This is a genomic window from Paenibacillus lemnae, assembly GCF_012933385.1.
Taxonomy (GTDB): domain Bacteria; phylum Bacillota; class Bacilli; order Paenibacillales; family Paenibacillaceae; genus Paenibacillus_AQ; species Paenibacillus_AQ lemnae.
In genome coordinates, this window is sequence record NZ_JABBPN010000002.1 from 141,872 (window position 1) to 165,043 (window position 23,172).

The window sequence follows — 23,172 nt, forward strand, 5'->3', positions numbered from 1 at the left end:
CCGCTTTTCTTATTACGTGTTTCTAAACTTAGGACAGCTTTAGTTTGGCAAACTTTCGTTTCCCTACCTGAACAATGTCACCATCCGCAGGTTTAATCTGTCCGTTAATATCGGTCTGTTTCTCTTCGTTCCACTTTACTGCACCCTGCTGAATGCTGCGTTTGGCTTCACCGTTAGAAGCTGCAAAGCCTAATAGGGTCAATAACTTCATCAAACGGATTTCGCCATCCTGGAGCTCTTCAGCCGGAATGACAAATTCTTCGATATCCTCAGGAAGTGCCCGCTGCTGGAACACTGTCACGAAGTGCTGCTGCGCCTGATCTGCAGCTTCTTCTCCATGATACATTCGAACAAAGGTATGCGCCAAACGCATTTTAGCATCTCTGGGGTGTACGCTGCCAGCATCAATGCCTGACTTCAGAGCTTCCAGATCTTCATTACTAATATCGGTAGCCAGACTGTAGTATTTCAACATCAGCTCATCCGGTATGGACATGGACTTTCCGTAAATTTCATTCAGATCTTCATCGATCCCGATGTAGTTACCCAGACTTTTGCTCATTTTTTGTACGCCGTCCAGACCTTCAATCAGCGGCAGCGTAATGGTCACCTGCTGTTCTACACCGTACTCCTTTTGCAGCGTTCTTCCCATGAGCAGGTTGAATTTCTGATCCGTACCGCCCAGCTCCACATCGCTCTTCAGTGCTACGGAGTCCATCCCCTGCATGAGCGGGTAGAAAAACTCATGAATGCTGATCGGCTGTCCGCTCTGGTAACGTTTTTCAAAATCGTCACGCTCCAGCATCCGGGCTACGGTCACTTTGGAGGATAAATGCACCACATCGCCGAATGACATCTTGCCCAGCCACTCTGAATTGAAATACACCTTGGTCTGCTCCGGATGAAGCACTTTAAAAATCTGCTTCTGGTATGTTTCTGCATTGCGCATCACATCTTCTTCTGTCAGCTGTTTCCGGGTTTCCGATTTGCCTGTCGGGTCGCCGACACGGCCAGTGAAATCACCGATGATCAACTGAACCTCATGACCCAGATCCTGGAATTGACGCAGCTTCTGCAGCACCACCGTATGCCCCAGATGCAGATCCGGAGCAGAGGGATCCATCCCGAGCTTAACACGCAGCGGCTCTCCTGAAACAACAGATTTCATAATTTTGTTCTTCATTTCTTCCTCAGGAACGATCTCCACAACACCTCTGGCGAGAACGTCCAGCTGACGCTCCACTTCGTTCTGCTGAGCCCCTGAAAGTTCTTCCCACTTCATTACTTCATGCACATCCTCTCTATAATTGAACGCAAAAAAAGCCCCTACTCATCCCAAGGGACGAGAAGGAGACCTCGCGTTACCACCCTAATTAAAACCCCATTATTTCAGGAGCTTTCACTTCATTGCCATAACGGAAACATATATTCCCGGAACCGGACTACTTGAACGGCTGTAAAAAGCCGACACACGTTCCTCCGGACAGCTCAGGATGGTAATTCAAAGGGGGGATGATTCCGGTTTGCACCAGCCACCGGCTCTCTGTAAACATCGTTTTCCCTTCTACTGGGATCCTTCAACGCTTTTACTGATATGAACTTAGCCATATTTATAGCATAGGCAGTCAGTTAAAGTCAAACTTTTTCATTTTGAAACGACAGGATGCGGGAGCTATGATTCAAAACCTTCAATTTATGCTATAATAGGTGCGTTAAAAGGAGGAATACACATTCATGGTTGAGGAGAAAAAACATAAGCCTGAGAACGAACAGCCTTCCAAGAAGAAGAAGTCCGTTGTACGGAAGATTGGATCAGCCGTCGGCTGGCTTTTTATCTTGGGACTTATGGGAATGTTGTTCGCTGGAGGAGCTATTTTCGGCTATATTACCTCTATTGTTAAAGACGAGCCAGTCCGATCCAGAGCTCAGATTGAACAGCAAATGGGCATTAACGCGATCACCGGCTTTGCTTATTTCGGAGACGGGTCACCGATCGGCCAGCTGCGTACAGAGGAAGACCGGCGGCCGGTAAAGCATGAAGAAATTCCACAGATTATTATCGATGCCGTAGTATCTATAGAAGATAACCGTTTCTTTACCCACGAAGGTGTCGATATGGTGGGCACCACCCGTGCTGTGAAGCAGCGGCTGTTGAATGAACAGGTTCAAACCGGAGGCAGTACACTGACTCAGCAGCTCGCAAGACAGGTTTTTCTGAGCAGAGACCGGACAGCGAATCGGAAAGTGAAAGAAATTCTGCTCGCCCTTCGTTTGGAGCGGTTTATGACCAAGAATGAAATCATTACCGCTTATCTGAACAAAGTTCCTTATGGTAATGGCTCTAATGGCTATAATATCTTTGGAATTAAAGCAGCAGCTAAAGGTATTTTTAATATTAATGACTTGAACAAACTGAATATCGCTCAAGCTGCATATCTCGCAGGTCTCCCCCAGCTTCCTTCCGCATATTCAGCTTTCAGCGGCATAGGGGAATTTGACGAGAAGTCATTTAATCGTGCTTTGAAACGCCAAGCGCTTGTGCTTCAGCGCATGTTGGATGAAGGTGTCATTACAGATGCAGAATACAAGGAAGCCAAAGCTTTTGACATCAAGTCATCACTGGCTCCAAGAATGCAAAAGGCATATGTAACCTATCCTTATCTTATGATGGAGGTTGAACGTCAGGCTTCCAAAATTTTAATGGAACTGAATAACCCCGAAATTGATGTTGAACAACTCAGGGAAGACAGCGAACTGGAGAAAGATGCACAGACACTGCTCAGCACCGGCGGTTATCGGATTTATACGACGATTGACCGTACACTGTACGGCGCCATGCGCAAAATTGCCGAGAACGACGATAATTTCTTTCCTGACAGTGAAGATAAAGGAAAAGAACAGACTGCGGCTATGATGATCGACAACAAAACCGGAGCCATCCTCGGTATGATCGAAGGCCGTGATTACCAGTTTGAAGCCATGAACTATTCCACCCAGATGAAACGTCAGCCAGGCTCTGCCATGAAACCGATCGCGGCGTATCTGCCTGCTCTGGAATCCGGTCAGGTTCAACCCGGCAGCATTGTGGATGATTCACCGATCATTCTGAAGGATGGCGGAAAAGGCTACCATATTCCTAAAAATGTTTACACCGGTTATAAAGGTCTTATGACGGCTAGAGAGGCTTTAAATAATTCCACCAACACCGTTGCACTGAAGCTCTTTAACAACTCCATCGGGATTGACAATGCCTGGGAGTTTGCGAGGAAACTTGGAATCACCACCCTCACAGAGAGAGACAGCGGCGCAGCTACCGGTGTACTGGGCGGCCTGGAGTTTGGCGTAACTGTAGAAGAGCTGACTAATGCGTACAGCTCCATCGGCAATCAGGGTAAATTCGCTGATGCCTTTATGATCAGTAAAATTGTCGACTCGAACGGGAAGATTGTTTATAAGCATGATACGAAACCTGTTCAAGTCTATTCGGAACAGACTGCCTATCTGATGACGGACATGATGCGTACCGTCATCACAGAAGGATCCGGCAGTACGGTCCGCGACAATTACAAACATTTTAATGATATTCCGGTTGTGGGTAAAACCGGCTCCAGCCAAAATTATGGAGACAGCTGGTTTGTCGGTCTGTCGCCGGATGTTACGGTTGGCGTATGGGTCGGATATAAATATTCCGCAAATACGCTGGAACGTCCTCAGCGTACCCATGCACAGAATATTTGGTCCCAGATTATGAATGAAGCGATTGACCTGAGACCGAAATTATTTGAAAATCACGAGTTTGCCAAACCTGAGGACATTGTATCCCAGACGGTCTCTGCTTACAGCGGTAAGCTTCCGTCCGAGTTAACAGACCGCTTTGTCACCGATCTGTTTAATGCCAAGTACGTGCCGACCGAACGGGATGACAGTCAGGGCAAGGCCAAGTATATTACCTATCGGGGAGTTAATTACATCCCGAGAGATGAAACACCGAACGACTTTTTAAAAGAACGTACGGTCATCAAGCGGGAGAAGCCGATTGATGAGCTGATCAAGGAGCTGGAGGCCGCCTTCGCGGGAATGACAGGTGATCACGAACCGCTGTCCTACTATATTCCCCGGGATGCCAACAAGAACATGCCGACCAAAGTTGATCCTCGGATAGACGACGGCCGTGCACCAACACCGCCGAAGAACGTCCGTTACTCATCCCAAAGCGGGAATGCAGTCATCAGCTTTAGTCCCAGCGGATCTCCGGATGTCGTCGGTTACCGGTTATACCGCTCGGTACATGGAGGTTCATTCGTCCACGGAGGCCAAGTTGTTACCAGTGATGGACCGAATTATTTTGTATCATCATCCGGCTCCAATGTTCAGTACTATATCGTGGCAGTAGATGTGGCTGGTAAAACTTCATCACCGAGTGCAGCAGTAGGACCATCAGCTGCTCCTGCACCGACGCCAACACCTTCACCTGCACCAACGCCAAAACCGACACCATCTGAGCCTGATCCTGCAGATAATGGGTCAGACCCAGACGTTACACCAGATGAGACAGTACCTGAGGAGAACCAAGATCAAGAGGTTCCAGTACCTGAAGGCCCATCCGGCATTCCTAAGGAACCGAGACAACCAGCGGTTCGATCCACAGATAGCGGCTTCAAAGTAACATGGAAAGCCAATCCTGCTGAAGATCAGGTGAAGCAGTATAATGTGTATGCCAGCCCGGCCAGTGACGGCGTATTCCAGATGATTGGATCCAGTTCAGGGCCAGAGTTTAATTTCAAAATCAATGATCCGATAAAGGGAACTTTTCGGATCACCGCCGTTAATGAAATAGGAGAATCCTCCGCATCGGCAAGCGTATATTTCGAGAAAGAATAGTCTCATAGCAAGCCAAAACTCAAAAGGACTGACTCCCGTGTCTCATTAGCAGACACAGGGGTCAGTCCTTTTTAAATATATTATATTAATCTTCAATCGTAGACAGGTCACCTGTCGGCAAATCAAGTTCCCATGCTTTCAGTACCCTGCGCATGATTTTGCCTGAGCGGGTCTTTGGCAGTTTATCCTTAAACTCGATCTCGCGCGGTGCTGCATGAGCAGACAGCCCTTCTTTGACGAAACGGTATATATCGTCTTTCAGTTCCTGGGAAGCCTCATAACCTTCACGCAGGGAGATAAAAGCTTTAATGATCTCTCCACGTGTAGCGTCCGGCTTACCGATAACTCCTGCTTCGGCCACCGCCGGATGTTCCACCAGCTTGCTCTCTACTTCAAAAGGTCCGATTCGCTCACCGGAAGAGTTAATCACATCATCAATCCGGCCCTGGAACCAGAAGTAACCGTCTTCGTCCATATAAGCGGAATCACCTGACACATACCAACCGGAAATCCGGAAATATTCTTCATATTTCGCAGGGTTGTTCCAGATTTGTCTCATCATCGAAGGCCATGGTGACTGAATCGCCAGGTTCCCCATCGTGTAAGGCGCTACTTCAACGCCCTGATCATCCAATATGGCTGCTTTGACACCGGGAATCGGGCGTCCCATTGAACCAGGCTTGATCGCCATTCCGGGATAATTACAGATCAGCTGCCCTCCGGTTTCGGTCATCCACCATGTGTCATGAATCCGCTGGCCGTAAGCTTTATGACCCCAGCGTACAACTTCCGGATTCAAAGGCTCTCCAACGGACAGCACATGACGCAAACTGCTGAGATCATGCTGATCGATCATATCAGACCCTGCACCCATCAGCATACGGAATGCAGTAGGCGCACTGTACCACACGGTAACCTTATACTTGGCGAGCGTGCTGTACCAATCCTGGGGGCTGAATCGGCCGCCCCGGATCACGTTCGTTACACCGTTCAGCCAAGGAGCAAATATACCGTAAGAGGTCCCTGTAACCCACCCTGGATCGGCTGTACACCAATACACATCATCTTCTCTGAGATCCAGAACTACCTTGCCTGTATAATAATGCTGAATCATGGCATTCTGCACATGATAGACACCTTTTGGCTTGCCTGTGGAACCGGAAGTGTAGTGCATAATCAGTCCGTCTTCACGGTCCAGCCACTCGATATCCAGCTCGGGAGATGCCATGCTCATCTCCTCATGATAATCCATGAGGCCTTCACCTGTTGGTACATCCTCACCTACCAGAAAGAGATGCTTCAGCAGCGGAAGTTCTTCTCGCTTCACTCGAGGAAGCAGTACCGGCGTTGTAATCAGCGCAATCGCACCGCTATCCTCCAAACGATCTTTAACGGCTGTTTCCATAAACGCCTCAAACAGTGGGCCTACCACAGCCCCTACTTTCAAAATGCCCAGCAAGGCGGCATACAGTTCCGGGCCTCGAGGCATAAATATAAACACACGGTCACCTTTACCGATCCCGTATTTGCGCAATACATTACCAAATTTATCAGATTGTTCTTTCATCTGGGCAAAAGTAACCGACTCTTCCCGGTTAGCGTCACTATACAGAAGGGCTACCTTGTCTCCCCGGCCTTCGGCAACATGACGATCAATCGCCTCATATGCCATGTTCACCTTTCCTGTATCATACCAGGTAAAGTGACTTTCAACTTCTTCCCACGAAAACCGCGCTGCGGCTTGTTCATAATCACTTAAATTAGAATGAGATACTTCACTTGGCAGTACTTCACTATGTGTTTGATTCATGTTGCATCCTCCTCATTGTTAAATCGGTGAACCATCAAATGTGGACAGCGCTTACAAAAAATATGAATGAAGCATTAGAATACACAAGCATGCAGATACTGCGAAGCGCTCTACTAGAGCTGTTATAGTACCTGAATTTCTTTCATTATGACCCGAAAGTCAATACATAATATGTGAAGGTTTTATGTCGAAGAGATTATATCATAGTTGCCGTTTTGATGTCATTGCTTTTCATTTTTTTATTTTTTTGCTATAAGTAGGATATGGAATCGAAAGGAGCGTACCCGATGGAGCATCTCAAGCAGTTCAAGTCCCATCTCTTGTTTCCGGAAGACCGCCGCTTAAGGATTGAGGGTCCTGTCCCGCCAGAAACCCTTCAACATTTGAATATGCACCCTGATCTCGATGCTTTCCGCCGGCCTGGCGACCAGCATGAAGCACTTGTCGAAATTGCCGGTCTCTCTGAAGGCAGGATCATTGCAGCAAGGGACGGAGATACCATTGTGGGTTATGTGACCTTCCACTATCCGGAAGAGCAGGAGCGCTGGTCACAAGGCAGCATGGAAGATTTGATAGAGCTGGGAGCCATAGAGGTAGCCGATGATTACCGTTCTTTGGGGCTGGGTCAGAAAATGATCAAAACAGCCTTTGAAGATGGCCAAATGGAAGGATATATTGTGTTTACCACCGAGTACTACTGGCACTGGGACCTACAAGGCAGCGGCCTTAGCGTGTGGGATTATCGAAAAATGATGGAACGTCTGATGAAGGTCGTCGATATGGAGTGGTATGCAACAGATGATCCCGAGATATGCTCTCACCCTGCCAACTGCTTAATGGTGAGGATCGGGAGCCAGGTTCCATTGTCATCCCAGGAACAATTTGACCGCATTCGCTTTCAACAGCGATTTATGTATTAAATGATAACCCCCCGGGTTCGCTTCTCCTAGAAAGAGAATCGAAGCCGGGGGTTTATATAATTCTATGAAATTCCTTCGAGCATCCTGCTTACGATCACATGGGAACGGCGGGAAGAATCAACCGTGAATTCGGCAAAGTTAACATGAGCTGAGCCGTCCGCTTTATCCGACATGGAGCGAATGACGACATAAGGCACCCCGTTCATATAACAGGCCTGGGCCACCGCCGATCCTTCCATTTCGGCACATACGCCATGCAGTTCTTCGTACAGGACCTTAACAGTTTCCCGGCTGGCAATAAATTGATCTCCGGAAAGCACCCGTCCGACCTTATAGTTAACTTCACCTAATCCATCACAAGCCTTAGCTGCCAGCGACACCAGCTCCTGATCCGCAGGAAAATCCGATACCTTCTGATAAGGAATGACTCCTCTGGCAAAGCCGAGCGGCGAGACATCCATATCATGCTGCATACATGAGGTTGAGATGACGATATCTCCGATTTGAAGTTCCGGATCCAGCGCACCTGCGACCCCTGTAAAAATAACTGAAGTCACGCCGAAAGTGTCAATCAGCACCTGTGTCGTCACCGCTGCATTGACTTTGCCCACTCCAGATTTACAAACAACGACTTCTTTTCCCAGCCAGCTGCCTTTTACGTATGTAATTCCCGATTTTACGATGGTCTCGTTATGTGTCATTTCTCCAAGCAGCAGTTCAATTTCTTCGTCCATGGCCCCGATCAGACCGATTACTCTGTTTGTCATCGACGGTCAAGCCTCCCTTTTGTCCTTACAAGCTCGAAAAAGCCCCAGTTGGGGCTTCTTCAGTGGTTTCTATAAAAGAAACACATATCAATACTATTCGTTAACGCTGACAGAAAGGCGGAGAATAGTCTCATGAGGTAAAATAACCCTTGAATTCTCAACATTCTCTTTCTTCATCAGCTTGGTCAGCAGACGCATAGCAACCGCGCCTAAATCATACATCGGCTGTGCTACTGTAGTCAGCTGAGGGCGAACCATTGACGCCATGCGGATATTATCTACACTGATGATCGAAAAATCGTCAGGGACTTTATATCCTTCATCCTGTATACTGTGGATCGCTCCGATGGCCATCTCATCCGTTGCCGCAAAGATCGCTGTCGGTTTCTTCTTGAGGCCCAGAAAGTATTTCATAGCTTCCACACCGGATTCATAGCGGTAATTGCCGATCCGAACTAAATCCTCCTGGTACTCAATGCCTGCTGCTTCAAGCGCTCTCTTGTACCCCTGAAAACGGGCATAGCCATTAGCAGGATCCTGCAGTGTGCCGCTGATCATCGCGATTTCACGATGTCCGTGACGTATCAGGGTATTTACAGCATCTAATGCAGCCTGTTCATGATCGATATCTACCGAAGGATAAGATCCCTTCTCATCCCGGGTAGCACACAGAACAATCGGCACCGCCGATGTCTGGAAAGCCTGTATATGCTCGTCCGTTACGGTACCGCCCATAAACAGCAATCCATCCACCTGCTTCTCCAACAGGGTATTAATGACACGAATTTCTTTTTCTTTCCGCTTGTCGGCGTTACATAAAATAATATTATAGTGATACATGTTAGCGATGTCCTCGATACCCCGGGCGATCTCTGCGAAAATAGAGTTTGAAATATCGGGAATCACAACGCCGACGGTTGTTGTTTTCTTGCTCGCCAGACCTCTGGCTACCGCATTTGGCCGGTATCCCAAACGTTCTATTGCTTCAAATACCTTCTTCCGGGTCTGTGGCTTCACGTTGGGGTTGTTATTCACTACCCGCGACACCGTGGCCATCGATACGCCTGCTTCACGCGCCACATCATAAATGGTTACCGTCAAATTCCTTCTCTCCATTGCCAATAAATTTTCAAACTAACGCACACTCATAATTAGATTTATGATACGACAAAATACTCCTTTGTGCAATGTCAAGCCCTTACAGAGAGCCTACATTGCCTTCCAGCGACTTCACCGTAATTTGAGAATGGGAAGTATGCCATACCGGCTTCCCGTCACGTACTAAAATAACCTGAGGCGATTCATGCCGGATTTCAAGAGCCTGTGATGCTTCATTGGAAATATCGCGGTCTGCAATGACATCAATCAGCTTGTAATCCGTATCTTCATTTGGCTGGCCTTTCAGGTAAGCCAGAACTTGATCATAAGCCGCGGCGCTAATCGGGCAGCGTGTGCTGTGCTTGAATATCAAAAGTGCTTGATTCGCAGATGATTCCAGTGCGGAGTGGAGTTGATCTCTAGTAGTCATTTTCGTCATAGTCGCCATAGGTTATACATTCCCTTCATGTTATTGAAGTTCCTAATCTATATCCTAACAAAACGGTCGTGAAAAATCCAACAAACTCGACAAAATACGCCATCTTAGCTTGCGTAAATATCTGAATGCTCTTGTATCCGCTTTAAAAAGAGAGTCAGTTTCTCTAAACGCTGTTGAATTTCCTCCATCCAGGTGTAATCCCTGTTATTCTTGGCAAACCGGTATAAATCCAGCAGCATGTTAATCCGTTCATCAAAAGCTTCTTTGCACAATTCCGTCAGCGGGCTGCTGGATGCTTCAGCTTTTCGCAGTACTTTTCGAAGTAACGAGGCCGGTTCACAGATATCAGCAAGAGAAACTTCTAAGGGCGTACCCTTCCTCTCCAGCGACGTTATGTAAGTTACTACATCTTGTTTGATCAATGGCATAAGTTCAAAGGCTGAACAATTCTGACAGGCAAAAACAGGAACATGGCTAATACTCGCCTTCCTGGCGCCTCTGTTATAAACCAGTCTTCTCAAATCCATTTCCATCACATGTCCACAGCTGCATTTCTTAAACAATAGGGCCACCTCTAATCCTATCACTTGATGTCATTCAGTTCTTATTACATAGTACTATTCTACTATCATAACAAAATCCCTTTAATAATCCTTTAATTTTGCGATAATGCTTTAATTACCAAATATGAGATATAACTGTTATATTGAAATTGCGAAAAATGAAATACAGGCCCCTTTTTGTTACAATGTCGTAGACGGAACGCTTATATGTTAAGTCAGCAGCAGGAAACAATCATTCTATTCTGAAGATGAAAGGAGCTTTATACCTATGCGTTTAGAAGGTAAAAAAGTAATAGCTCTCGTGGATGAGGAATTTGAGGATCTGGAGTTATGGTATCCGGTTTACCGGGTCCGCGAGGAAGGTGCGGAGGTACATCTGGCCGGTCTGGAAAAAGGGAAAACATATACAGGTAAATACGGGGTTCCTGCCAAGGCAGACTATTCCTTCGAGGAGCTCGACAGTCAGGATTATGACGGTATCCTTGTACCCGGGGGCTGGGCACCGGATAAGCTTCGCCGTTATGACAAAGTGCTTCAGCTGGTGCGTGAAATGGACGCTGACAAAAAACCAATCGGACAAATATGCCACGCTGGCTGGGTTCTCATCTCTGCGAAAATCCTGAACGATGTTACAGTCACTTCTACCCCGGGGATCCGGGATGATATGGAAAATGCAGGATCCCAGTGGCTGGACGAAGCGGTAGTGACAGACGGACATATTATATCTGCCCGCCGCCCGCCGGATCTTCCTCCATATGGAAAAGCCTTTTGTGACGCATTGGCGTCCCGTTCATAGCAACTCAAACAGGCCGCCCATCGATATCTTAATATCCATGGGCGGCCTGTTTTAATGTGCAAATGAAGAAAGGCTACACCTGCTGGGTTGCCGCAAAGCGGCTCAGACGCTGTTCAATATCCATGCTGGACCGCAGCCGGAAACAGGCCTGCGCCTCTTCTCTCGCTTCTGCCGCACTGGTATTCAAGATCCGGTGCTTGACCCGCAATAAAGAAAGCGGGGACATACTGAGCTGATCCACGCCCAATCCCAGCCACAGCGGGATAGCCCGCTCATCGCCGGCAAGCTCACCGCATACGCTAACCGGTATACCGGCACCTTGCGCCGCATCTACTGTCGTTCTCAGCATGCGCAGCACAGCCGGATGAAACGGCTGATACATCTGTGCGATCTGTTCATTCATGCGATCCACTGCAAGTACATACTGAACCAGATCATTGGTACCGATACTGAAAAAATCACATTCTTCTGCCAGCAGATCAGAGATCATCGCAGCTGCCGGTACTTCAATCATGATGCCTGCCTCAATCTCAGCATCATAGGGTACGCCTCTGCTATCAAGATCCTCCTTGGCCAGCTGCAGCACCTCATTGGCCATCTTCAGCTCGTCCACGGAAGAGATCATCGGATACAGGATCTTAACCTTACCGAAGGTGCTGGCCCTCAAAATGGCCGTCAGCTGGGTCTGAAGCAGCTCGCTCTGGTCCAGTGTAATCCGGATCCCCCGATATCCAAGGACCGGGTTTTCTTCTTCTGCCAGTGGGAAATATTCCAGCTGCTTGTCTCCCCCGATATCCAGCGTACGAATGACGACCGGGGATCCTCCGGTTTTCTCTGCAACCTGGCGATAGACCTCGTACTGTTCATCTTCAGACGGAAATGCACTGCGGTCCATATAAAGAAATTCCGTACGGAACAGACCCACCCCGTCCGCTCCATTTTGCAAAGCGGTATCCAATTCTTTCAGAGAATTCATATTTGCAGCAAGTCGAAATTTCGCACCATCTTTGGTTACAGCATCGACTGACGATAACAGCTGAAGCTGTTCTTTCTTCTTCTGCTGCTGGGAACGAAGATGTTGATATCTCTCAATAACAGGAACTTCCGGGTTGACATAAAGACATCCTTCTTCACCGTCCAGAGCTAGAAAGTCGCCGGTTTGAATCGGTCGGTCCAGTCTGTTCTCCACCCCGGATACGAGCGGGATTCCGATAGCACGCGCCATGATCGCAGAATGCGAGGTTTTTCCTCCAGACATCGTGACAATACCGAGCACATGTGACGGATTCAGATGCGCCAGCTGTGACGGAGACAGCTCTTTGGCTACAAGAATATACGGCTGTGTGTCAGACGGAAGCGTCACTTCCGGTGCACCCAGCAGATGCTTCAGCAGACGGTTGCCGACATCCTTAATATCCATGGCCCGTTCCTTCATGTATTCATCATCCAGCAGGTCAAACATCGATACAAAATGGTCGATCGCTTCCTTCACCGCAACCTCGGCCGCCTTGTATTGACGTTCAATCAATCCCCGAATTTCACTCATGAACACCGGATCTTCCAAAATGGCAAGATGAGCATCGAAGATGTGAGATTCCTCGTCGCCCACCATCTCTCTGAACTCGTTCTTGATATATTCGATTTCATTTTTGGAGGTTCGGATCCCCTCGTAAAGGCGCTCGAACTCTTTAGCCAAATCGACGGCGTCCTTTTCGGATTCAGGCAGATCGAGCTCCCAGTGTGGAAGCACGAATGCCTTACCCAGCGCGACACCCGCTGCAGCGCCAATTCCTTGTATCATTTATCTCTACCCCCAGCATTGCTATCATTTAAAACCACCGACAGAACCGAGGTTTGACCCTTCTTCACGGACTTGAACGGAGCATAACTCCAGGATTTTACTTTGTCCGGGTTCGTAATGACCATTGGTGTTGCCAGTGATGCAGCATGAGTCTTCAGATAATTCAAATCAAATTTCACGAGAAGCTGTCCCGGTTCCACCGTATCACCCTCCTGCACCACGGCCTGAAAAGGACCCTTCAGCTGTGAGGTATCAATCCCGATATGAATCAGAACCTCCAGCCCCTCCGGCGTGGAAATGCCGATGGCATGCATGGTTGGATACACGTGCATCACTGTGCCGAACACCGGTGACACCAGCTCCCCTTTTTCCGGGATAAACGCCACGCCGCTGCCGACCAGCTTTGCGGCGAATATATCATCCGGTACTTCTTCAATTGGCAGCATCCGTCCCTGTACCGGTGCGCTGAACAGCACTCGCGGCAAATCCCGCTGCATGAGTTTATTAATTTCTTCACGGATCAACTCTGAATATGTGCCAAACACAACCTGTACGTTACCGCCGCCCAGCTTGATAATTCCGGCAGATCCCAAAAGCTTCAACGCATTGGTATCGATCTGGCGGTCTTGGTACACCGTGAGCCGGAGCCGGGTCATACAGGATTCTACCTGTACAATATTGTCCTTGCCGCCCAAGGCCTCCAGGATTAACGGTGCCTGGTACGGAATATTGCCAGCCCAGCCTTCAAGTGCTGAACCTTCCTCCCTGCCGGGTGTCGGGATTCCAAAGGTCCGTATCGCCCAGCGGAACAGAAAATAATACACCAGTCCATAACCAATGCCGATCGGAATCAGCATCCATGCATTCTGTGACAGGTGAAAGTTAATCACATAGTCAATAAATCCGGCAGAGTATGAAAATCCGTGATGGATGTTCAGCGTATAAGTCAGCACCATAGCAAAGCCAGCCATCAATGCATGAACCACGTACAAGTAAGGTGAAGCAAATAAAAAAGCAAATTCGATCTGTTCAGATACGCCGGTCAAAAAGCAGACCAGAGCTGAACGCATAAAAGTTTTCTTCACCTTAGGCTTCAGATCTTCCCTTGCCTCCTGAATCATGGCGAACGCTATGGCCGGCAGGGCAAACATCATAATGGGAAACAGTCCTGCCATGAAATCTCCGGCGGTTGGATCCCCTGCAAAAAAACGCGGCAGATCTCCTTGAACGATAGTCCCATCCGGTGTTTCATACGTTCCAAGCTGAAACCAATATACATTGTTCAGCAGGTGATGCAGGCCAAAGGCCGCAAGAACGCGATACAAGATGCCATAGAGAAACAATCCGAAGCCGCCCATATGTATAGTCAATTCATAAAAAGCTTCCATGCCGCCCTGAATCCGGGGTGCAATCCCGGTCATAATCCAAGCAAAAAATGCGGAGAACAGACCCATAATCAGCAGTACAAAACGGGAGCCGCCAAAAAACTGAATCGCTTCCGGCAGCTTGATATGTTTAAACCGGTTATATACGATGCTGGATACCAGCCCAAAAATAATACCGATCAGGGTCGATGGCTGTACACTGCCGTCTGATGCCGCCGCAGTAACCTGATCATAAATAAACATGCCAGCCAGCGCCGCAAGTCCTGCAGGGCCGCCCTGGTTGGACAGCCCCCAGGCTACGCCGATCGCAAACAAATAGGGCATGTAATAAAACACGCCATGCCCAGCGGCCGATGCCACGCTCCCCAATGACTCCATGCCCCAGGCAGCCCAGGGCAAACTTCCGAACGACAGCAGGAGAGCTGCCGCAGGAAGTGCCATGGTCGGGAGCATAACCGCCCGGCCCAGCTGCTGTAAAGAACCTAACCAGTTCAAGGCAAGCCCTCCTTTCTAATCTGATGGTAAGCGCTGATTCCCTTTTTGTCAAAAGAGAACATATATCCCACAAAAAGAAACAGGTCCCTGGCAATCGGGACCTGTTTCTTCATGGCGGTCTCATCGGCTTATCTTCCACCCAGTGTCACGGAATCCTCCACCTTGATGCAGCGGTCCATAATGGCTGTCATCCCGTGCTCACGGGCAATTTCGGCCGCTTCGCTGCTTATGATTCCCTGCTGAAGCCAGAGTACCTTGGCACCGATCTCTGCAGCATCACGGGCAACCTCTGCGCAGTATTCACTGCGCCGAAAGACGTTGACAATATCCACAGGCTCAGGAATATCCTGAAGGGAAGGATAACATGTCTCCCCCAGAATTTCCGCTGCCGCCGGATTGACCGGTATGATGCGGTATCCCCGCTGCTGCATCGCTCTGGATACCATATGCGAAGTCCGGTCACTTTTATCGGATAAACCTACGACGGCAATATTCCCGGCATGTTTCAGAATCTCACCGATTTCTTCACGAGACGGATTTTCGAAGCCCATAATCATTCCACCTTTCTGTCATCCTCATTACAAGAATTCATGGGATATTAATTTCTATTTTACCCATTCGACGTCAGCGCCAAGCGCCTTGAGGTGGTCAAAATATTGAGGGTAGGATTTGGCAACATGATGAGCATCCTTGATCACCAGCGGCTGGCGGGAACGAAGCCCGACAACGGTCAGCGCCATGATGACGCGATGATCATAATGCGCATTGATCTCGACGCCTCCCTCCACGCCTTCCGGACGGCCATGCACGATGATTTCTGCCTGCCGCTCTTCTACTCTGGCGCCTGCCTTGCTCAGTTCTGCCAAATAATCTGTAATCCGGTCACACTCTTTATAGCGCAAATTCTCCACATTGTAGAAACGGGACGTTCCTTCTGCAAATACAGCCGCTGCCACCATAGCCAGCACCGCATCGGTTGCGGTATCTCCGTCAAACTCCAGCGCTTTCAGCTTGCCGTTGCCCTGGACGCGCACATCGCCGTTCTCATGCGTCAGAGGTACCTCCATACTCCGCAGCACATCCAGGATGGCACGCTCGCCCTGCTTGCTGTCCTCGGACAGATTCCGGATCGTAACGTCTGATGAAGTAACCGCCGCAGCCGCAAGAACAGCTGCTGATCCCGGGTAATCTCCCTGAACCGTATACGTCTTCGCCTGATAGACCTGATTGCCGGGAACGCGGAAATGCATGTAATCGCCCGCAGCATGAATGACAATGCCCGCTTGTTCCAAAACTTCCAGCGTCTGACCGATAACCACCTTGGATTTCAGGTCACCAGTGACCGTGATCTCACTGTCCTGCTCCAGCAGCGGTGTCAGAAACAACAAAGCGCTCAAATACTGGGAGCTGACCTCACCGGAAACCATAAGCTTTCCGCCCTGTGGTTTGCCTCCGCGAATCGTAATAGGCAGGCGTCCTTCATTGTGTTCTACCTCCACACCAAGCTGCCCCAATGCTTCGATAAGATCATCATGAGGACGTTTCCCAAGAGAATCGGGATAAGTATTCACAAAATGCACTTCCTCGGACAAGGAAGCAATACCCATCAGAAACCGGAGAACAGCACCGGCATTTCCTACGTTCAATTCCTTGACATTGCGCGGATGTTTACCGAAACCGGTGATTACCGCTTTCTCATCATCCTCCTGAAGCGAAGCACCAAGATCCTGAATGCAGCGCCTCATCGCATCGCTGTCTTCGCTGTGCGCAGGAAAATAAATCGTGCTCTCGCCTTCTGCCAGTGCAGCAACCAGCAGATAACGTGTCGTATAGTTTTTGGAGGACAACGCTCCGATTTCGCCTTTCAATTCCGGTGTAGGTCTGACAATGACATCCATGTTATGTATTCGCTCCTTATATTTTAAAGTCTGTTAAAATTGACAGGGAAAACGACGCTTCGGTATCATTAGAAGGAAGCTGAAATGAAAATATACAGAAAAGAGGTCACAGCGAATGAGCTCCATCTCCCAAATAACGCCTGAACAATTGAAAAACCGCCTGGAAAGCGGAGAATCGGTGTACATGATCGATGTCCGTGAAGATGAAGAAGTCGCACAGGGCATGATTCAAGGCGCAAAGCATATTCCAATGGGTGAAATTCCTGCACGTCTGCAAGAAATTCCGACAGATCAGGAAGTCATCATGATCTGCCGCAGCGGCGGACGCAGTCAGCGGGTATGCGAATATTTAAGCCTGCAGGGCCTGGATAATATGGTCAATATGCAGGGCGGCATGCTGGAATGGAATGACGGCGAAGCTTAATCTGCTGACTGCGCCGCGAACATCCTGAACCATAAAGGCGGGCATGTAACGCTCCTGCCTTTTTGGCATGTCCTTTTCGTCTGTGCCTAGACGCGGTAATGCATTAAAATCTCACGACCTACTTCATGAGCGGACAAGCCGGTTGTATCCACCGTCACTTCCGCAAAGGAATAGCATTCCTTCCGCTCTTCCATAATCCGCCTGACTCTCTCTTCCAGATCACCGCCACTCAGCAGCGGCCTGCTTCTATCTCCACTTACACGCTCTACAATAGCCGGTATTTCAGCTGTCAGCGCGGCTACCCATCCTTTGCGGCTCATCAGTTCGCAATTTTCTTTGCGAAGCACTGCTCCGCCTCCAGTAGCAATCACTAATCCCTTCCGGGAACACATTTGTTCCAGCATGGCAGATTCCAGATCCCTAAACACCGGTTCACCGTCAGACGCAAAAATATCCGCAATCGGCCTCCCGGCGGCCATTTCGATCTCCTGATCCAGATCAACAAACGTATAGTCCAGCTCTTGTGCAATCAGACGGCCCGCCGTGCTTTTTCCGGTGCCCATCATCCCGACAAGAATGATGTTACGGTCACGTTGATCCATAGGCTCCCCCCATCATATCTTCTATCAGTATAAACTTTCAATCATCATACCACAGCGCTAAAAGATTGGACAATCACTGCGCCTGCAGGTAGTCTATCTTTTGCTAAATTGTCATATAACTAGTAATACCTATCAAATGATAAAAGTAGCAGGAGTGATATCAAGCTCATGTCTGAACTCAATTCGATCTCCACCAAACGTCTTCGCCAGATTCTTGATCCTTCGCATCCATTATGCCGTGAGGATATCATCTGGGTGCTTCATTATGTACAAAAAAAAGTGGCTTCGAAAGACCCTGCACTTCAGGATCTTTCCAAACCACAATTACTGCAAAGCTATGCAGGCTACTGCCAGACGGTCATGTCCCTCCTGGGAGGTACACGGCCTGTTCACAGCGGCAGCGACGAAATTCGTGCCTGCCTGCTGGATATCGTAAATGGATTAGGCGGCGTAATTCTTCCGATTAATCCATCCAGTTGAAATGGAACACGCCTTCTTTATCAATACGCTTGAAGGTATGTGCACCAAAGTAGTCACGCTGTGCCTGAAGCAGGTTCGCAGGCAGGTTGGCAGTACGATAGCTGTCGTAGTAGGCCAGGGCACTGGAGAATCCAGGTACTGGAATGCCCAGGGAAACAGCAGAAGACACAACTTTGCGCCATGCAGACTGATAGTTCTCAATGATGTCCTTGAAGAACGGATCCAGCAGCAGATTTTTCAGCTGAGGATCGTTGTTGTAGGCATCCGTAATGTTCTGCAGGAAGCGGGAGCGGATAATGCAGCCGCCGCGCCAGATTTTGGCGAGTTCACCATACTGGAGATCCCAGTTGTATTCATCGGAAGCCGCACGCAGCTGGGCGAAGCCCTGTGCATAGGATACGATTTTGGATGCGAACAGCGCTTTGCGGACATTTTCCACAAACTCGGCTTTGTCACCGGAGAAGCTTTCCGCTTTCGGACCGTTCAGAATGGAACTCGCTTCTACACGCTCTTCCTTCATAGCAGAAAGGAAGCGGGAGAATACGGATTCCGTAATCATGGACAACGGCACTCCCAGATCCAGGGAGCTTTGGCTTGTCCATTTTCCTGTTCCTTTTTGTCCGGCAGTATCCAGAATCAGATCTACCATCGGCTTGCCGGTTTCATCATCATATTTGGAGAAAATATCAGCGGTAATCTCGATCAGATAGCTGTCGAGCTCGCCTTTATTCCATTCTGTGAAAATTTCATGGAGTTCAGGAGCATCCATGCCCAAAACATCTTTCAGCAGTTGATATGCTTCACAGATCAGCTGCATGTCGCCGTATTCAATGCCGTTGTGAACCATCTTCACATAGTGCCCGGCACCGTCTGGGCCAATATATGTACAGCAAGGCTCATCATTCACTTTAGCAGAGATTGCTGTAAGGATCGGTTCTACAAGCTCATACGCACTCTTTTGTCCGCCAGGCATGATCGAAGGTCCTTTAAGCGCTCCTTCTTCCCCGCCGGAAACACCTGCACCGATGTAACGGAAGCCTTTGGCTTCAAGCTCTTTGTTGCGGCGAACGGTATCCGGGAAGTATGCGTTACCCCCGTCGATGATAATATCGCCCTGGTCCAGATGAGGCAGCAGCTGCTCAATCGTAGCATCAGTAGCTTGTCCTGCCTGTACCATAATCAGAATGCGGCGAGGGGTTTCCAGGGATTCTACGAATTCCTCTACCGAGAACGTTCCCTGCAGATTTTTGCCTTCCGCTTCTTTCAGCAAATCTTCCGTTTTCTGCGGCGAGCGGTTATATACGGAAACGGTGAAGCCTCTGCTCTCAATATTGAGAGCCAAGTTTTTGCCCATTACAGCAAGGCCAATGACACCAATCTGTTGTTTTGCCATCTTTAGGTTCTCCATCCTTTACTCCAATTATTTGTAGATCTCCATCCCGGGCAATCATGCTCCGAATGGTTCACAATACTCTTATATTAACGTTTTTCCGCAAAGAAGTGAACCCCTGACTCCTGAAAACCGGCCGCGCGAAAACACCCCGGTGTCCCGGAGGTGTTGATTCGTGCTTGTATCCTTTTATATATTCTTGATTTGCTACCACTCCATACGAAATAATTCAAGCGAAAGCTCCTCAAGTCTTTTTTTGCATGCTGCCGCAGCTTTATCATTCCCCGATTGTACTGCTTCATGCAGTTTCTCGAGCTCATCATCGGTTTCCAGTCTGCAGAGTAAAAGACGCTGTTCACCCTCCTGAGATTCATACAACCGGATCATTTCCTGTTCCGTCATAGGTGTCCCCTTCTGGTAGAGCACACGTTGGCGGTAGCCGGAGATTTCGACCAAACGGATGACCTCGCCGAACAAAATATTTTCAATCAGGATCTGACGATCCTTGAAACGTTTGACCACCGCGTGTCCGCGGGTGTTCTCAATTAATTTCTCCATCCACTCTGCCAGCTTGGGGTCCCGGATCATGTAATCGCCGACCAGCTTGAATCCGCTTCCTGTCCGCTGGAATTTCAGCTTGACGAGTTTTCTCCCTGTCCGGATCGATATAACGAACTGTGCTTCATTTTCACTCCAGTAAAGCGAATACCCCTCCTGAATCAGTTCCTTGATCAGTTCCTGGATATGCCGGCGGTCAAACCGGAGCTCCAGATTGCAGTACTCCACTTCCTCGCTCTTGTTCACGGCACTCCCTCCTCGGTACTCCTGCTCTTTGTCCGGTTGCGGCTGCGGCCATTTCAGTTATAGTCTGCTTTGACGTTGTCTTATCTATATCTTATACTTCATCTTATGTAACGGTAACTTGGTTTATTGACTATTTTTGCGCAGACAGGATATACAGAAAGGCTGTGAATATATGAGTTTTACAGGATTTCAGACAGAGGATTTTGATGTGTTCACCGTCCCGGGGCTCGAAGCCCGCATGGAAGTGCTGATTGAACGGGTGCGGCCTAAACTGGAAACCCTGGGGACAGAGCTGGCTCCGTTTGTTTCGGCCTTGTGCGGGGAGGAAATGTTCGTCCATGTGGCCAAGCATGCAAGACGCACCGTTAACCCGCCGATCGACACCTGGGTAGCCTGGGCGGCGAACAAGCGGGGATATAAGGCACTGCCTCATTTTGAAGTAGGTATGTTTGAGTCCCATCTGTTCGTGATCTTCGCCATTATATACGAGAGTCCGAACAAAATTGTGTTTGCGGATCATCTGGAGCAGAAGCTGGGATCTGTCCGCAAAACGCTGCCTAAGCACTTCTATTGGTCCACAGACCATATGAAACCTGAAGGAACCCCGCACAAGGCGATGAAAGATGAGCAGTTTGCGGAGCTGATTACCAAGCTGAAGCAGGTCAAAAAAGCCGAAGTGATGTGCGGTCTGCGCATTCCGCGGGAAGAAGCTGCGAAGATGAGCGGAGATGAGCTTACGTCGCATATTCAAACCACGTTTGAGGCGCTTCTGCCGCTGTATCGCCTGGCATTTTAATGTGACCGCTCTTCTCAACAAGCCGGCGTGACTTACGCGGATGATCGCTCTCCACAGCGAGCCAGCCTGACTGTTTTCTAGGAAGGCTACCAAAACTCAGGATTTAAGCCTGTTTTTCAAGCTTATTTCTTTAAAATCTGAAGCCATTCTCTCAATAAGCCTGTTTTTCAGGCTTATTTTTTCTATTCATGCCATTTCCCCGTCTTTCGAGTGAATTTTAGCCACTTTAAGATTGATTTTCAGGCTTAAACTTCAACTTCACTGGAAAATGAGAGAAATAAGCTTGAAATTCAAGCTTATTCAGGGTCATCCGGGGTAGCGGACATCCCGCTGGCTCCCTCCTCAGCATGTGCCATCATTAGCCGAACCAATCACAATGATTTAACGCCCCTTACGACCCGCTGCGTGAAAGAAACAGGTGAATCAAAAACAGGGCTCCCATGACCATCCCGCTTGCGGCAAAAGGTGCAACGTGACTCACGCCGTCCCACAGCCATCCGGAAACAATCGGTCCAAACACCATTCCTGAACCCTGCAGCGTCAAGAAAAACCCCCATACCGTTCCCCGCTGCCCCTCCGGCACGAGTCCTGCAACATACGTGTTCCAGGCCGGAAGGATCATGGCATATGCGATCCCGACAAGACACACCATCACATATACCGCGGCAAGTGATCTAAACTGTGTAAACATGGAAAGTGCAAATGCACACAGCAGAAATCCGGCATTCAAAAACCGCGTCGTCCCGAACCGGTCAATCAGTTTTCCCGCAGGAATCAGGGCAAGTACCGTGATTCCTCCGCCGACAACGAGCAGGAGACTATATTGATTCGGTGAAAGTCCAAGCTCATTGACAATATACAGGGTCAGGACCGGACTCAGCAGACCGATGACACAAGACTGTAGAAAAAGTGCGGGATATACGAGCCAGCTGACCTTCAGTGTTCTTCTCACCTCATGCAGGGTAGCCTTGACACTGTCCGCAAGTTTCCTCCAGGGACGAAGCAGGCTTTTGTCATCTGCAGGAATACCTGGCACAGCACGGTTTCCGTCACCATGCTGCATCTCCATCTGCTTCACCCGTCCCGGCAGCAGCAGCGCGGTCATGACCAGAATCACGCCAGCGCACAGCATAATTAAAAAAGTGGTCTGATAATTAGAATCCGAGTGTTCCAACACAAAATTCATCGTGATTGGTCCTGCTCCCGTACCTGCCAGGGCAGCGGTTTCCAGGGCCCCCATCGCTGTGCCGTTGCTGTTATTCGGTCCCGATATGGAAGTGGCACCCGTCATGACACAGGGCCACAGGGGTGCCGTCCCTGTCCCGAGAATCAGGCAGGCAAGCGACAGCCACAGGGCTCCGTCTGTAAAAGTGATGATGAGTACAGCGATGACCACCATCGTCAGCGCGATGGACATGGTGGCTTTATAGCCGAGTCGTTCGGCAATCCAGCCGGCAGGACTGCGAAACAGATTATCGCCCAAGTATTGAAGGGCAAAAGCCACGCCGATGGCCGTGCCGGACACGCCCAAAACATTTTTCATATAAACCGGCAGCACTGTAACGAGCAGTGAACCTTTCACAAACTCCACTAAAAAAAGAATCGCCAAAAGCTCGAAAAAAAACGGCGACATTAATCGTTTTCTTTTCTCAGCTGAAACCGCATATGACATATTCCCACATCCTATCGCTCATACTGTAAATGCCTCTTTGTAGTCTTGCCCATTCCAGGGAAGTCATGCCGTAAAAAGCTTTGCTTGCATTCCCCCCCTATTTTGCTATACTCAATTTTGTTTATAAATAAGTACACATTCTTACACATTT

The 23,172-nt window shown here is 48.9% G+C and carries 20 protein-coding genes and 1 other annotated feature; of the genes, 6 read left to right on the plus strand and 14 right to left on the minus strand.

Annotated elements, in window-relative coordinates:
* Positions 1-28: 28 nt before the first annotated feature.
* Positions 29-1,282, minus strand: coding sequence for a tyrosine--tRNA ligase (gene tyrS / locus HII30_RS02620; protein WP_169503379.1), 1,254 nt, complete (start codon positions 1,280-1,282; stop codon positions 29-31).
* Positions 1,283-1,335: 53 nt separating this feature from the next.
* Positions 1,336-1,590, minus strand: a binding site (T-box leader).
* Between the two features lie 144 nt (positions 1,591-1,734).
* On the opposite strand from tyrS, the gene HII30_RS02625 reads away from it, so the two are divergent.
* Complete coding sequence (locus HII30_RS02625; protein ID WP_169503380.1) at positions 1,735-4,881, plus strand: penicillin-binding protein 1A; 3,147 nt, start codon at positions 1,735-1,737, stop codon at positions 4,879-4,881.
* Between the two features lie 85 nt (positions 4,882-4,966).
* Here HII30_RS02625 and acsA read toward each other — a convergent pair whose 3' ends face one another.
* On the minus strand, positions 4,967-6,691 hold the full coding sequence (acsA, locus tag HII30_RS02630) for an acetate--CoA ligase (RefSeq protein ID WP_169503381.1): 1,725 nt from the start codon (positions 6,689-6,691) through the stop codon (positions 4,967-4,969).
* 287 nt (positions 6,692-6,978) lie between these two features.
* On the opposite strand from acsA, the gene HII30_RS02635 reads away from it, so the two are divergent.
* Positions 6,979-7,611, plus strand: a complete 633-nt coding sequence (locus HII30_RS02635; RefSeq protein WP_169503382.1) for a GNAT family N-acetyltransferase — start codon at positions 6,979-6,981, stop codon at positions 7,609-7,611.
* Positions 7,612-7,673: 62 nt separating this feature from the next.
* Here the strand turns inward: HII30_RS02635 and HII30_RS02640 are convergent, their stop codons facing one another.
* From HII30_RS02640 to HII30_RS02655, 4 genes are all read right to left on the minus strand, one after another.
* Positions 7,674-8,378, minus strand: a complete 705-nt coding sequence (locus HII30_RS02640) for a 5'-methylthioadenosine/adenosylhomocysteine nucleosidase (RefSeq protein ID WP_169503383.1) — start codon at positions 8,376-8,378, stop codon at positions 7,674-7,676.
* Positions 8,379-8,471: 93 nt separating this feature from the next.
* Positions 8,472-9,479 (minus strand): catabolite control protein A, encoded by a 1,008-nt coding sequence (gene ccpA, locus HII30_RS02645; RefSeq protein ID WP_169503384.1) that lies wholly within the window; start codon positions 9,477-9,479, stop codon positions 8,472-8,474.
* Positions 9,480-9,576: 97 nt separating this feature from the next.
* Positions 9,577-9,924 carry a bacillithiol system redox-active protein YtxJ gene (gene ytxJ / locus HII30_RS02650; protein ID WP_169503385.1) on the minus strand — a complete coding sequence of 116 codons (348 nt, stop codon included), beginning with the start codon at positions 9,922-9,924 and terminating at the stop codon, positions 9,577-9,579.
* A gap of 95 nt (positions 9,925-10,019) precedes the next feature.
* Positions 10,020-10,451, minus strand: coding sequence for a hypothetical protein (locus tag HII30_RS02655; RefSeq protein ID WP_211184393.1), 432 nt, complete (start codon positions 10,449-10,451; stop codon positions 10,020-10,022).
* 295 nt (positions 10,452-10,746) lie between these two features.
* Between HII30_RS02655 and HII30_RS02660 the strand changes: the two genes are divergently transcribed.
* Positions 10,747-11,274, plus strand: a complete 528-nt coding sequence (locus HII30_RS02660; RefSeq protein ID WP_169503387.1) for a type 1 glutamine amidotransferase domain-containing protein — start codon at positions 10,747-10,749, stop codon at positions 11,272-11,274.
* Positions 11,275-11,347: 73 nt separating this feature from the next.
* Here the strand turns inward: HII30_RS02660 and ptsP are convergent, their stop codons facing one another.
* The 4 genes from ptsP to aroA form a co-directional block, all read right to left on the minus strand.
* Positions 11,348-13,075, minus strand: a complete 1,728-nt coding sequence (gene ptsP / locus HII30_RS02665) for a phosphoenolpyruvate--protein phosphotransferase (RefSeq protein WP_169503388.1) — start codon at positions 13,073-13,075, stop codon at positions 11,348-11,350.
* Positions 13,072-14,955, minus strand: coding sequence for a glucose PTS transporter subunit IIA (locus tag HII30_RS02670; RefSeq protein ID WP_169503389.1), 1,884 nt, complete (start codon positions 14,953-14,955; stop codon positions 13,072-13,074). The genes ptsP and HII30_RS02670 overlap by 4 nt, the downstream gene beginning before the upstream one ends.
* Before the next feature lie 128 nt (positions 14,956-15,083).
* A complete protein-coding gene (locus HII30_RS02675; RefSeq protein ID WP_169503390.1) occupies positions 15,084-15,506 on the minus strand; it encodes a CoA-binding protein in 423 nt (140 codons plus the stop codon).
* A gap of 54 nt (positions 15,507-15,560) precedes the next feature.
* The gene (gene aroA, locus HII30_RS02680; RefSeq protein ID WP_169503391.1) at positions 15,561-16,853 is read right to left on the minus strand and encodes a 3-phosphoshikimate 1-carboxyvinyltransferase; all 1,293 of its coding nucleotides are present in this window, start codon (positions 16,851-16,853) and stop codon (positions 15,561-15,563) included.
* Positions 16,854-16,968: 115 nt separating this feature from the next.
* On the opposite strand from aroA, the gene HII30_RS02685 reads away from it, so the two are divergent.
* Positions 16,969-17,277: a rhodanese-like domain-containing protein gene (locus HII30_RS02685; protein ID WP_169503392.1), complete on the plus strand. Its 309-nt coding sequence runs from the start codon at positions 16,969-16,971 to the stop codon at positions 17,275-17,277.
* 86 nt (positions 17,278-17,363) lie between these two features.
* Here HII30_RS02685 and HII30_RS02690 read toward each other — a convergent pair whose 3' ends face one another.
* Complete coding sequence (locus HII30_RS02690; RefSeq protein ID WP_169503393.1) at positions 17,364-17,879, minus strand: shikimate kinase; 516 nt, start codon at positions 17,877-17,879, stop codon at positions 17,364-17,366.
* A 168-nt stretch (positions 17,880-18,047) separates the two neighbouring features.
* On the opposite strand from HII30_RS02690, the gene HII30_RS02695 reads away from it, so the two are divergent.
* Entirely contained in the window at positions 18,048-18,359 is a 312-nt protein-coding gene (locus tag HII30_RS02695; RefSeq protein WP_169503394.1) for a hypothetical protein, read from the plus strand.
* Here HII30_RS02695 and gndA read toward each other — a convergent pair.
* Both gndA and HII30_RS02705 read right to left on the minus strand, forming a co-directional pair.
* A complete protein-coding gene (gndA, locus tag HII30_RS02700; protein WP_169503395.1) occupies positions 18,343-19,752 on the minus strand; it encodes an NADP-dependent phosphogluconate dehydrogenase in 1,410 nt (469 codons plus the stop codon). The two genes, HII30_RS02695 and gndA, sit on opposite strands and share 17 nt — an antisense overlap.
* A gap of 204 nt (positions 19,753-19,956) precedes the next feature.
* A complete protein-coding gene (locus HII30_RS02705) occupies positions 19,957-20,553 on the minus strand; it encodes a hypothetical protein (protein WP_169503396.1) in 597 nt (198 codons plus the stop codon).
* Between the two features lie 172 nt (positions 20,554-20,725).
* Between HII30_RS02705 and HII30_RS02710 the strand changes: the two genes are divergently transcribed.
* Entirely contained in the window at positions 20,726-21,349 is a 624-nt protein-coding gene (locus HII30_RS02710) for a YktB family protein (protein ID WP_169503397.1), read from the plus strand.
* Between the two features lie 391 nt (positions 21,350-21,740).
* On the opposite strand, the gene HII30_RS02715 is transcribed toward HII30_RS02710, so the two are convergent.
* Entirely contained in the window at positions 21,741-23,021 is a 1,281-nt protein-coding gene (locus HII30_RS02715; RefSeq protein ID WP_169503398.1) for an MFS transporter, read from the minus strand.
* Positions 23,022-23,172: the final 151 nt, after the last annotated feature.